General features: G+C 49.6%; 9 protein-coding genes. 3 read left to right on the top strand and 6 right to left on the bottom strand.

The window, feature by feature from the left end:
• Window positions 1–248: 248 nt before the first annotated feature.
• The 3 genes from PBOR_RS05220 to PBOR_RS05210 all read right to left on the bottom strand — a co-directional run bounded on the left by PBOR_RS05220 (window position 249) and on the right by PBOR_RS05210 (window position 4,034).
• On the bottom strand, window positions 249–884 hold the full coding sequence (locus PBOR_RS05220; RefSeq protein ID WP_042210777.1) for a response regulator: 636 nt from the start codon (window positions 882–884) through the stop codon (window positions 249–251).
• A gap of 23 nt (window positions 885–907) precedes the next feature.
• Window positions 908–2,353 (bottom strand): sensor histidine kinase, encoded by a 1,446-nt coding sequence (locus PBOR_RS05215; RefSeq protein WP_245648046.1) that lies wholly within the window; start codon window positions 2,351–2,353, stop codon window positions 908–910.
• 826 nt (window positions 2,354–3,179) lie between these two features.
• Window positions 3,180–4,034 carry an AraC family transcriptional regulator gene (locus PBOR_RS05210; RefSeq protein ID WP_042210775.1) on the bottom strand — a complete coding sequence of 285 codons (855 nt, stop codon included), beginning with the start codon at window positions 4,032–4,034 and terminating at the stop codon, window positions 3,180–3,182.
• An 84-nt stretch (window positions 4,035–4,118) separates the two neighbouring features.
• Between PBOR_RS05210 and PBOR_RS05205 the strand changes: the two genes are divergently transcribed.
• Entirely contained in the window at window positions 4,119–6,053 is a 1,935-nt protein-coding gene (locus PBOR_RS05205; protein WP_052429342.1) for a beta-N-acetylhexosaminidase, read from the top strand.
• A gap of 392 nt (window positions 6,054–6,445) precedes the next feature.
• Here PBOR_RS05205 and PBOR_RS05200 read toward each other — a convergent pair whose 3' ends face one another.
• Window positions 6,446–7,522 (bottom strand): Gfo/Idh/MocA family protein, encoded by a 1,077-nt coding sequence (locus tag PBOR_RS05200; RefSeq protein WP_042210774.1) that lies wholly within the window; start codon window positions 7,520–7,522, stop codon window positions 6,446–6,448.
• A 222-nt stretch (window positions 7,523–7,744) separates the two neighbouring features.
• Here PBOR_RS05200 and PBOR_RS05195 point away from each other — a divergent pair, with 222 nt between their 5' ends.
• Window positions 7,745–8,683: a M14 family metallopeptidase gene (locus tag PBOR_RS05195; RefSeq protein ID WP_042210773.1), complete on the top strand. Its 939-nt coding sequence runs from the start codon at window positions 7,745–7,747 to the stop codon at window positions 8,681–8,683.
• Between the two features lie 84 nt (window positions 8,684–8,767).
• The gene (locus PBOR_RS05190; RefSeq protein ID WP_245648045.1) at window positions 8,768–9,007 is read left to right on the top strand and encodes an NHLP leader peptide family RiPP precursor; all 240 of its coding nucleotides are present in this window, start codon (window positions 8,768–8,770) and stop codon (window positions 9,005–9,007) included.
• Window positions 9,008–9,021: 14 nt separating this feature from the next.
• Here PBOR_RS05190 and PBOR_RS05185 read toward each other — a convergent pair whose 3' ends face one another.
• The gene (locus PBOR_RS05185) at window positions 9,022–10,938 is read right to left on the bottom strand and encodes a sensor histidine kinase (protein WP_245648042.1); all 1,917 of its coding nucleotides are present in this window, start codon (window positions 10,936–10,938) and stop codon (window positions 9,022–9,024) included.
• A gap of 116 nt (window positions 10,939–11,054) precedes the next feature.
• Window positions 11,055–12,947, bottom strand: coding sequence for a sensor histidine kinase (locus PBOR_RS05180; RefSeq protein WP_167549517.1), 1,893 nt, complete (start codon window positions 12,945–12,947; stop codon window positions 11,055–11,057).
• Between the last annotated feature and the right edge of the window lie 299 nt (window positions 12,948–13,246).

Below are 13,246 nucleotides of genomic sequence, written 5' to 3'. Positions count from 1 at the left end.
ACTTCACTTTCGTGTGAGTCCGTTTGGTCCTCAAGAGGGTACGGATGGTATACTTTAGTAGTATATAGCTGGTAATAACTAACATAATCTGATCACTTTGGCTACTTCACGTGTCACTTCATGCTTGAAATATAAAGAAACCGTTCAGAAAATGTTCAGTTGCTCATGGTAAGGTAGGGACCACAAAGGGCACAAAAAAACACGGACATCATTGTCCGTGTTCATTAATCATCCGTTATCCGCTAACTTTAGTCGTATGACATCTCGTATTTGGTAAGCCCCACCGCATTGGCATATAATGCCGCCTGCGTCCGGTCCGCTACCTGAAGCTTCGCCAGAATCTGGCTGACATGCTTCTTGACTGTGAATTCACTGATGAACAAGCGGGAAGCGATCTCCCGGTTGCAGGCGCCCTGTCCAAGCTCAATCAACACTTCCTTCTCTTTCGGTGTCAATTCATCCGTTGGACTGTTGCCGCTCATCCGCATCTTGTCTTCCATCAGGCCGGGATCGTAATACTTTCTGCCTTTGTGCACCAGCTGAATCGCAAACAGCAATTCCTCCGGCAAAGCTTCCTTCAGCACGTAACCGTCTACCAGCACTTCTTCCGCCTTCAGGAAATCTTCCCGGCTGGCGGAGGACGTAAGCAGAATGAACTTGCTGACAATTCCGCGTATACGCGCTGCTTTGATAATGTCCAGACCGGATTCATCGGCAAGCTTCAGGTCAATCAGCACAAGATCAGGCTGTATCTCTTCTATAACGAGAAGAGCTTCCTGGCCATTCGTAGCCTCACCGGCAAACTCCAGATTGGACTGCATTGAAATCACAGCAGCCAATCCTCTTCTCACCAAAGGGTGATCATCAACAATGACGATTTTCACTTGAACGACCTCCTGCCTAAAGTTTATGCATTTTTTAGTTCAGCCACACCGACAGGGATTGAGATCAAAATTCTGGTACCTGCATTCTCACTGCTGGACAACTGGAAGTCACCGCCAAGGGACTGTGCCAAATATTGCATATTCTTCATTCCCAGTCCGCCGGTGTTATCCTCGGACTCGGTCCAGATCAAGTCCGTATCGAATCCGACGCCATCGTCGATAATCGATAGTCTGATCCATTTGGGCTTCAGGGACAATTCAACATCCACCCGGCTGGCCGCACCATGACGTATGGCATTGCCTGTCGCTTCGGAGATAATCCGGAAGAGCGCCTTGTGGTAAGGATAAGGGAGACTGAAATCATCCCCCGTTATTTTCAGTTCAATTTCCACATCGTTGAGCCTCGACAGGCTCTTAAGATGTGAACGGACCATGCCAAGCCAGCTGGGGCCGCCGCTCTTCTTGGAGCTGAGGCTGTAGATGGTAATCCTGAGTTCCTTGGCAACCTTGGTGGCTGAATCATGGATAAGCTCAATTTGCTCCTCGAGCTCACCTTCGGACATTTTGCGCCAGGACTGCTTCAGAGAATGCGTGGCATAGACGATGCCAAAAAGACTCTGCGATACACTGTCATGCATTTCATCGGCTATCCGGTTCTGCTCATTCGTGATGATCAGCCGGTTCTCGATCACGCCCAGCTCATGGCGCTCAAGAATAATCGCACTAAGCTCCGACAGGAACATCAGCTGCTGGATGTACCATCTGCGGCCTTCCAGCCCTTCCGAGGATTCCAGCCTCACCCCGATCATCCCGACGAAACGTGTGCTCATCCTTACCGGCATCAGCAGAAAATCCCCAAGACCCGGCAGACTCTTGAATACCGGTTCCCGCTGCAGCCTCCATTCATGCTCATGCTTCTCAAGTTCCATGAACAGAAACCGTTCTTCCTCATGCTGCCAGCCCGTCTGGCGGCTCTCCGGAGCAGGCTCCCCGCTCTTCTTCGCGAACCAGAACAAGGCTTTCTCCAGCTTGGTAAGCTTTACAACGTAATCGGTAATGACTTGGCCGATATTCATGAAATCATGCTGGCTCGATGTTTCCACGATGTGATAAAGCGACTTGATATGTTCCATGGTATCGTTGGTCCGCGCGTTTGCTTCCTCCCGTTGCCGCTTTATCCCGTTAACCATTTGCATAACTATAACCGCAAGAGCCAGGGCTAGAAACATGTTGCCATTAGCAAGCACGATTTCGGAAATAGATTTCCCCGTAGATCCGGGGAGCAAATAACACAACGCGGCGACAATACTGAAATACCCGAGAAGCAGGCTCCACGCAAAATAGAATGATAGCGATCCTGCAGCAATCAGGACAGGACTGAGCACATACAGCTTAAACGGGCTGTCGTATCCGCCTGTACATAGCGTCAATACAATGATTCCCGCCAGCTCTATGCCGATTACGGTCATAAGAACACGCGGTCTTGCACGAAGCCTCCGGTAATAGAAAGTAAATGCTTGAGCAAATAAGAATAGCACAATGATTAGTAGGGATTTGTATATTACGGAAGGCCCCGCAGGAACCATGAGGAACATAAACGATGTGAGGGACAAAGAAAAGGTTCTGTAAATAGCGATCATTCTGTCTTCGGCTGTTGCTTTAATTTTCATCCCACCACCCTATTCTCCAGTTTGTGGAAAATTCGAGCTTATTCTAAGCTATGTTTAAAAGCATCATACATGAGAAAAATCACAATAACAAGTTTCGCTTTTTAATGACAGCGTTTACTTTTAAAATAAAAAGCATGTCATTAACCTTTTTTTACAAATACGCACTCAGTTATATCCATAATTCCAAATAATAGCGTATTCATGAACGAACTATAATTTTCTGCCCAAGACAAACAGCCTGTCCCCCTCGTGGACAGGCTGTTGCTTATATAATATTCACTACCGTCATGATCAATTCTGTCGTCTGCAGTCTATTCAGTCACCGCCGGCAAAGCTATTTGCTGCTTGGGCCTATTACATATGCAAATCTGATAACGTTGTTCGCCAACGATATGATACCCGGTGGACATAATACGTAAGGTATGGTTTCTTGTGTCCACCTTATGGAGACTGCGGCAACTGATGCAGTAATATTCTCTCATGGCTTCATCTCCGGCATAGTCTAGAAGAACTATTCAAAAACTGCTAATATTATCTAAATCATATCACTGTCTTTTTCTGCATGTCAACAATAATCTGCAAATTACGACATTAATCCAGAAATAAAGTAGAATAATGTCGGTTTTTATACGTTGTTACGGCATTTCTGCGGAGAAATGCCCATACATCTCTTAAACAGCCTTGAGAAATAGAACGGATCCCTATAATGAAGCATCCCCGCAATTTCCTGAACCTGCAGGGGAGTGTTGAGCAGGAGATGTTTGGCTTCCGCCATTTTGAGACGGTGAATATATTCATGCAGGGGATAACCGCTGCTTCTGCGTACAGTTCGCCGGAGTGTAGACATGGAGATGTGCAGATCCGCGGCGATTCCAGGCAGTTCCGGCTCTTCATAGATGCACGCCCGCAGCGCGTCACGGATATGAGGCATGTTATCCCCCTGCAGGATACGGTTATTGCCCTGGATATTCAGTGAACATTCCAGCAGCATCTCTTCGAGCTTCAGGGCTGCCCGGTCCGCATCCCCGGGAGCTCCGCCATCCATGAGTCCCAGAACTTCTTCAAATAAGGACGTAAGTCCCTGCACCGTATTCGCCTGACAGACAGTCCCCCCGGCTATCATCCCTGTCTCTATCCATTCCGTTACACGGCTTCCGCCAAAATTAATATAGTATTCATCCCAATACCCTCCTGGAGGCGGTCCGAAACTGTAGCTGCAGCCGGGACGGAAAAAGAACAGGCTCCCTTCACGAACCTGCTGCTCCTTGCCCCCGTTCTCGCTATAAGAACCGCCTCCCGAAACTATGTATACGAGTGCCCAGTGCTCGAACACCACACCGGAACGATAAAGTGTTCTTCCCGGAAGATGACCCGCTTGTCCTATGCGTATTGACTTCAGTCTGAGCCTGGAAGATTCCACCTTGGGATCGATAATCCGGATTGGATAGGGACTGATCATATAATCCATGAGCTTGGGCATAGATTGCATTCCTCCAACTGTTTAGGAGTGATATGGTTGTAATGAAGATGATCATATTCTACATGAATAAGAGGTGTCCACGCTATGCCCGAAATTCGTAATGTACAGTTGCTTCCTTACCCGCAGAAGGTCACCGTATCCCAAGGCCAGTTTCTCATTCCCGCCAAGGGGAGTATTGTTCTGGCCGGTGAGACCCATCAAACCGCACTTCCGGCGGCCCGTAAGCTTCAACAGATAACTTCACAGGCGGTTCAGCTCACGCTGCCTATCTCTGTAGGGATACGCCCTTCCACCGTTTCCGCCTTTACATTCAGCTATAATGCCCTGCTGACAGCCGGAGCCTACGAGATTGACATTGATGAACACGGTGTCACTGTTGCCTACGGCTCGCCGGAAGGCGCTTATTATGCGGCCGGAACCCTGAAGCAGCTGATGGAGCAGTACGGCAGAAGTATCCCCCTGCTGGTAATCAGCGATACGCCTGACTTTGCCGCCAGAGGACTAATGATCGATATCAGCCGTAATAAAATCCCCAAGCTCGAAACCCTGTACGCGATCATTGATCTGATGTCCGATTTGAAGCTGAATCAGTTACAGCTATATATAGAAGGAGTTCCATTTGCCTATGAGTCTTTTCCGCAGGTTTGGGAGCTGGAAACCCCTATAACAGGTGAGGAAATTCTGCTGCTGGATGCCTACTGCCGCGAGCGTTATATCGAGCTGGTACCCAACCAGAACAGCTTCGGCCATATGGAGGGTTGGCTGACCCGTCCCGAATTCAACAGCCTGGCCGAAATTCCGGAGGGCTTCATGCTTCCCGATAATATGTATGACAGCGATCTGTATCCCGAGGGGCTATTCATGCACCCCGGAACCTTCGATACGGAAGATCCGGAAGTGCTGAAGCTTCTGGGCACAATGTATGATGACCTTCTTCCTTACTTCCGTTCACAGTTATTCAATGTCGGATGTGATGAGACCTATGAGCTTGGACTTGGCAAAAGCAAAGCTAAGGCCGATTCCGCAGGCAAAGGCGAGCTCTATCTGTCGTTCCTGCAGAAAATTCACGGACTCGTTACAGAGCGCGGTAAAACCATGCAGTTCTGGGGCGATATCATCATTCAGCATCCTGAGCTGATTCCCCGCCTGCCGAAGGATATTATCGCCATGGAATGGGGCTACAGCGCCGCTCATCCCTTCGAAGCGGATACCCTGAAATTCCGTGAAGCGGAGATTCCGTTCTATGTCTGTCCGGGAACCAGCTCCTGGAATTCACTTACCGGACGGACCGACAATATGCTGGCTAATCTGCGCAGTGCGGCAGTGCACGGCAAACGTAATGGCGCGATCGGCTACCTGATTACAGACTGGGGCGATTTCGGCCACTGGCAGCATCTGCCGGTCAGCTATGCCGGATTCGTCTACGGGGCAGCACTGGCCTGGAATGTGGAGGGCAATCTGGATGCGGATGTAGCGGGATACCTGAACACCTCCATCTTCCATGACCGCTCAGGAACCATCGGACAGTTGCTGCTCGACCTCGGAAATTACTATCAATTCGAATCCGGTACCCTCCGCCCGAATGATACAGAAATGTCCATGCTGCTGCGCAGCAGTCTGGATCATGTGCATCTGGCAGAGAAGCTGGCCGGAGAGCAGCTTCAGCAGCTTGAGCATTATATCACCGGCATAGAAGCAAGACTTGAAGGGCTAGCCCTGGAATGCGGGGATGCCGGTCTTGTCGCAGAAGAACTAAGCAACGGAATTCACTTCGTGAAGCATGCCGTGCAGCTTACCCGGCTGAAGCAACAAATGGCCGGGGCAACTCCGCAGATTGATGCGGCGCTCGTGCAGGCACAGATTCACGATCTGGACCTCCTGCTTCATCATTACCGGCAGCTATGGACCCGGCGCAACCGGCTCGGGGGCCTGGAGCAGAGTGTATCGAAGCTGGTCCGCCTGCGCGGGGAGTATGTTGCGCTTGCAGCCAAGCTGGGCGAGGCTGACGTACAAGGATAGAGTTAGTTCCAGGACTATAGAAGCGCTTAGTATGATCAGAAAAGGTGAGCACAAGAAAATGTTGTATGAATTACAGCTTTAACCTCCTGATAGGTGGGCTTTTACAAGGAATGTTGTATGAAATACAGGAATTATCCTGCTAAGCTGCCTGGAGGAGAAGAAATGCTGCATTTCCTACAACAATTTCCGATTACGGGTTATATATCTCGAAGAATGTTGTATTTCGTGCAGGAATTCTGATCGAAGTTGTACTGTATTGCGGTACCAGCCATTCATTATCTCTAAACAAACGAGTCCCTATCCACAATAGTGGAATTGGGACTCGTTTTACTATATCCGGCACTTCCCTGATACTACCTGCTCCGCTCTTCCATCCGCCACCCGCCAGTTGGTCACTCCGCCGCCCAAGGCTGAGTAGTAGAACGGACGGTCTCACCCCTTAACGCAGCCTGCTCCATGAGCAGCGCCAGATATTGATCCTGGCTGCCCTCGGCCAGACTGTAGAAGGAAGGGCCTCCATCTACATGCCGCTGCATTCTGTCCAGACTCTCGGCGATAGCGATCTCCTCTTCCGTAAGCCGGGCAGGGATAAAGGGATTGCGGTACAGCCACTCCCCGTCCCCCATAATACCTCTAAGATATAAGCCCTCCAGATTACCGCCATGACCGGCATCGATCCGGCGCAGCTTGCTGTAGACTGGAGTGTCATAGCTCTGCAGCCAGGATACTTCATCGTTTATCATCTCTCCGCGGTCTCCCCGGACGAGCAGCCGGCCAGCGCGAATCCAGGAGAAATACTGGTCACGGGTGAAATCATAGACTCCCAGCTTGCCGCCGAAATCCAGGGTCGCCAGCGTTTGCTCGGTCTGAACCAGCTCCTCGGCAGTTGGAGGACCGCTGCGCTGCGGGCCGTTAATAATAGAAGAACCGAAACGCTGGGCACGGATAGTCACATTCTCGAAGCGGAGATCCAGCAGCTGCCGGATCAGGCTGATGCCGTGATATCCATGGGCTGTGGATACCTGAGCCTGGCTGATCGTCCCGAGGCGTCCGGAGCGGGCCAGCCTGATTCTGGCTGCATGCATCGGCTGGAACATATACTGCTCAGCGATCTGGATGACGGCTGATCGGTCCAACGCATTCCACAGCTGAGTGAGCTGCTCCAGATCCGGCGCCGGAGGGGTTTCAGCCAGGAGCGGAATTCCTTCAGCCGCCAGTCTAATGATGTAGTCTTTACTGGCCTCCCTCTTCAGGCAAATGACGGCAAAGGAAAAGCCGCCTGCTTCAATAAACGTATCGATTGAAGTATATACTTCTACGCCCCAGCTTCTCTTCAATTCTTCCGCTTTATCCTTATTGCGGACGTACAATGCCGCTACGGCAAAGCGCTCCGGAAATGCTCTGGCGATCCGCAGATAGAATTCTGCCCGCCAGCCTCCGCCCACCAGTCCGAACCTGATAATCTTCATGTATAACATCCTTCCTTTCTGCACTGCTCACATAGTGTTATTCCGTTGTTCAGCCCTTCTCCCGGCCTGTAATCTCTGCGGTTAAATAGTCCGTTAGCCCCTCCAGGACCTCATTTCCAAAATTGGATTGAAATAGGATGAATCTAGGACTATAATCATGACAAATACCCACTTTTTTCCTAATAGTAGAAGAACAATACATTGTTGACAGGAGACAAGCCTATGGATTGGCTTCATGATTACGAGGACGAACTCCGCCTGGTTTTTCAGGAGAGCCGTACGATTATCTCAGCGTTTCCCGAACCGCTTAATGCTCAAGGCCTGTCCTATCTTGATCAGTTTAACGTATTTAAGGCAGGTAGCCACAAAAATTACATATGTTATCTCCTCCCCTTCTGGCTGCAGGACAAATGCGGGCTGACTATTCCCCTGACCCGTCATATGTCGGTCGGCAACGTCTTCTTTATGCTCTACTTTTTCCTCCAGGATGATCTGATGGACAGTAATGAGCTCACCGCTGCACATGCACTTCCGCTGGCCAATCTGCTCTATGTCGAGTTTCTGAATATTTACCGTCCGCTGTTTCCGGCGGATTCCCCGTTCTGGTCATACTTTGGCCGTTACATCTCGGAGTGGGCAGACAGTGTAAGCGGTGAAGCCAGCGGAGATTACTTCCTTAGGGACCGCCTCCGCATCTCCCATAAAGCCAGTCCGCTTAAGCTTACCAGCACTGCGGCACTGTTGCTGTCAGACCAAGCCTCCCTGATCACCGAAGCAGAGGAGATGATACATAACGTACTGCTGACTTTGCAAATGCTTGATGACTATGAGGATTGGGAACAGGATTTGGAGGAGGGGAATTACAATTGCCTGCTGTCTCTGGCACGCTGCCACGGGGGTGATGATGGGGAACCGCTCAGTAAATCATCGGTAAAGGACTTTATTTTCACAACAGGCGGACTAGCTTCGTATGCAGGGACAGCTCTGACCAATCACAGAACACTTGAAGCCTTCACGCTGGAGCTTCCCCATTTGTTATCCTTCCATCAGGTACTGGTGAAGAACCTGCAGCATATGGCCGCAGCAATCGAAGCGGAGAAGCAATTATTGCAAAGCGGAGGGCTCAATTATTGGTTAACCAAAAATATGAATATTTTATAAAATATATAAAAAAGCAATAGAATTATAGATTGGCCTATGTTATGCTTATCAGGAAAATATAACCAATTCGAAAGGGTGATTGTATTGTCAGACGCAATTCTTAAGAATCAAGTGATTCAGAAGGCCTGGGAAGATCCAAGTTTCAAACAGAGACTACTCACAGATCCGAAAGAAGCCCTCAAAGAAGTGCTCGGCATTACCCTTCCTGATAACATTACATTGAAGACAGTAGAGGAAGGCTCCAATGAGTTCTATCTCGTTATTCCTCCAAGTCCGGCTTCCGGAATGATGAAGACTAACGTCTCTGCGCTCGGCATCTGGTAACTTTCACTAACAAATCAAGCTAATAAGGAGTTGGAATCATCCGGACCCTCTGCACGCGGCAGAATGGTGATGGATTCGGTTCCGGCTCCTTTTTTGCTCATGAAGCGGATTTCCCCCTCCATCGCCTCGATAATACGGAAAGTAACCATCAGTCCAAGCCCCGTACCTTTTGTTTTGTTGGAAGAGAAATACGGTTCCCCCAGCCGGCTGAGGACCGCAGGCTCCATGCCTACCCCATTATCCTTAATATGAATATGTACTTTATCCCCTCTGCCATATGCCAGCAGCTGAATGGTGCCTTCATCGCCCAGCGATTCGATGCTGTTCTTGATAATATTAATCAGCGCCTGCTTAAACTTGGAAGAATTCCCTTTGACCCACAGGCCATCCTCTACATCCAAAATCATTTTGCCCCCGTTCAGGTGACACAAAGGCAGCAGAATACTCTGAATATGCTTGAACTCCTCATCCACGTTAAGCAATGAAATCTGCTCAAACTCCGGTTTGGCAAAGGTCAGGAAATCCGTGATGATACTCGCTGCACGGTCCAGTTCACTGAGTGCCATGAACAGATATCTCCGCTCATCGCCGTTCGACTTCTCGCTGAGCAGCTGAAGGAACCCCCGGGTGACCTGAAGCGGGTTGCGCACCTCATGGGCTACAGACGCTGCCAGCTCGCTGATAATTTCCATCTTCTCTGAACGCTGCAGTTCATTGTTGAACAGCTCCAGCTCACGCGAATATTTCACCACCTGCTGATGATTCTGCGCCAGCCGCCGGCCCAGGATGACAATCAGCGACAGAATGAATACCACCAGCGCCCATTTCCAGTAGAACAGGTCATAGTTTCCGCCCTTAACATAATACCAGACTAGCTCCGTGACCCCAGTTAACGCGGCAGTACCAAAACCTATGGCAAAAATGATAGCATCCTTATTGCGCTTCAGGGAGAATATGATCACGCAGGCGATTAGCAGAATGAATTGCAGGATCATGATGATCCCAAGAATCTTAGTCGAGACAAAATAGTAGAATTCCAAAATCCGGTCGCCGGAGAGCGTATTAACAATCAGACAGAGGATACAAAAAAGGGAGTAGACGGACTCAAATTTACGGAACGAGCGGATGATGCCAAATTTGCCGCCGCCGAATATTTTCTCAAACAGAAAGGTCAGGGAAGGCAAAAGGGACAATAGCGCCACGTCAAAGAACACTACGCTGACCGGCCCCAGATAACTGTAGAAGGTATACGTAAACGGAGAGTAGGTAATGGACAGCACTCCGGTGGAGGCTATTACTATAGCTAAAGAAGCGGCAACCGGAAAGTACTCTTTATTCAGATAAAATGCGCAGACAAACAGGACTACCGCCACGAACACAAAGGCGCCGCCCAGGATCACATCGATAAGTCCGTTTTTAATATAATCCTTGATCAGCACACTATGCTCACCGACCACGATCTTATCCTTGATTCCAATCCGGTCCTTCATGGTTTCTGTCCAAATATACATCGTCTTGCCGTTGTCCATCATTTCCAGAGGCACAAGCAGCGAATAATTATCCTTAATAAAGCTGCGGTCGTTCTCGAAAATCAGCCGCTCATCCACGTACACTTTGACATGCAGGGCATAGATCGCATCAATATAGACGGAAGGGGCTGCGTAGCTGTATGAAGGCAGTGTTATCTTCGTCCAGGCGGAGGATACCCCCGGCGGCATCTGAGGCATCTCAGTCTTCGCTCCGACCTCCATCCATCCTTCCGTTTCCGTCAGAGGAATCTTACGCCCGCTGTCTCCCGGACCCTCCTGCCACTTCATCTGCCAATGGCTGATCTCGCTGGCAGGATAGTAGCTTTGCGCTGATACCAGAAACGATCCGCAGATTACTGTGAGCAGAAAGAGTACCAAGGTTATATGTAAACTTTTGAACATCAAAGACATGCAAGCACCTCAGAAGAAAGTTTCAGAAACAAAGTTCTGTTAGTGTTAGTATTTCGCTCCGCCCTCCGCCCATCCCTTCAAAAAAACGGAATAAACAAAAATAATTCCTAATTATTACCGGAGACTGGTAATTTAACAATAACCTCTGTCCCCTCACCCTTCCTGCTCTGAAACTCTATAGAACCGTTCATCGCTTCAATAATCCGGAAGGTAACCATGAGTCCAAGCCCCGTGCCCTTCGTCTTATTGGAATAATACGGCTCCCCCAGCCGGGCCAGCTCACTGACCTTCATGCCTTCGCCGTTATCCTGCACACTGATGACCACATGTCTGCCTGTCTTCCAGGCGGTCACTACGATCAGGCCGTCCTCCTGTAATGATTCAATGCTGTTCTTGATCAGGTTAATGAACGCCTGCTTGAATTTGGCCGGGCTGCCCGATACTTGGAGATCCTCCTGCAGATGCAGTTCAATGGCTCCACCCTGCAGATTGGCGAGGGGCACCAGAATGCCTGACACATGCTTCAGCTCTCCGGAGACTTCAAATACATCTACCGTGTCCATACCAGGTTTGGCGAAAGTTAAAAAATCGGTAATGATAACCGAGGCCCTGTCCAGCTCTTCCATGGCCATCTGCAGATATTCCTTCTCCTTCTTGCCCGAGCGCTCCCCCAGAATCTGCAGGAAACCGCGGGTTACCTGCAGAGGATTCCGTACCTCATGGGCAACCGAGGCAGCGAGTTCACTGATAATCTCCATTTTCTCCGAACGCTGCAGTTCATTATTGAATTTCTCCAGTTCCCTGGAGTATTCCACAGCCTGCTCATGATTCCCCGCAAACCGCCTTCCCAGAATAACGATCAGGGAAATGACGAACAGAACCATTCCCCATTTCCACCAATACAGATGATACCTCTCTGAAGAGAAATAATAGATCAGCAGCTCACTTAAGGACAGGAAGGCAAATATAGAGAACCCCATGGAGAAAATCACAGCATCTTTATTGCCCCTGCGGGCATAAGACAGCGATAAATACAGCAAATAAACAAACTGCGCCATAATCAGCACACCTGTCACATCAACGGTCAGGAAGGAGTACAGGTAGTCGAGCCGGAAAGCGAGCACTGCATTCAGCACAAGCGCACCCAGGCAGAACAAGGAGTACGCCAGCTGAAAATTGCGCAGCCGGGTGGTAAGTCCACGCTTGCCGGGTCCGAATAACTGTTCGAAATAGATCGTAAACGCCGGCAGAAGTGTGAAAAGCGCCAGATCGAAGCAGATTCCCGTCAAACGTTCCTGGCTGTTTACAATCAGCCGCAGAAACGGGGAATAAGTAATAAGCAGCACGCCAAAGGATATAATGACCAGAATCAGGGAAAAACCGCCCGAGAAAAACTCCGGTTTGAGAAACAGCAGGCAGATCATCAGCGCTCCGCCCATAAATATCAGCGCCGCTCCAATGACAAGATCCACGAGATCCTGCTTCACATAGAAGGACAGCAGCTTATCATAGCTGCCGACCCTGACTTCTCCCTCTATGCCGAACTCTCTGCCGCCGCCAGTACTCCACAGATATAGCTGCTTGGCACTGTCCTCCCGGGATAGCGGGATTAGCACCTTGTTGCCGCTGTAGTGGATAAGGTCATTGGAATCATAGATAAGCCGGTTGTCTATATATGCCTGCAGGCTGTCGCCGTATACTTTGTCGATCAGGAGTGCCGAGTTCGCCTCTGTACGCGGCAGAGAAAACCGCAGCCAGGCTGAATCTGCACCTGAAGGCGGTTGCGGCCTGTCCTCCCGCGCCTCTACCGTTCTCCACTCCCCGGAAGGAGCAGTCATGGCCTCCTGAATATCATGTATAGCTGTGTGTTCCCATTTAAGCTGCCATACCGGCAGGGCAACTTCTTTATGCCCGCCCCATTCCATGGCAATGCCAACCGGGATTATAGCAATCACGAGCAGCAGCATAATCAGTGCGGCTGCTGTTTTTGTTGAAGGCAACTTCATTGTGGCACCCCAGTGAATCCATAGTTATATTTTCGTAGTTCATATGATTCTTATTTTCGACAACGTTCGCACTATACCTGCCTTATCTGGCAAAATACCTCGAATTATAAGTAGAAACGACAAATCCATCCTCCAAGGGCGGCTTTGCCGGTTCAGCGAAAAATAGAAGGATAACTTATCGAGTGAAACATATAAATTCTTATATTTGCTCGGTTATTTTGGTTATTCCACGGAAGGAATGAATATATTAACAGAATGACCGCCTGGCTGGTGAACAGATTCGCCGCCGGTTT

The sequence above is a fragment of the Paenibacillus borealis genome, assembly GCF_000758665.1.
Lineage (GTDB): Bacteria > Bacillota > Bacilli > Paenibacillales > Paenibacillaceae > Paenibacillus_AQ > Paenibacillus_AQ borealis.
This window is presented reverse-complemented; position numbering and strand designations above follow the sequence as displayed.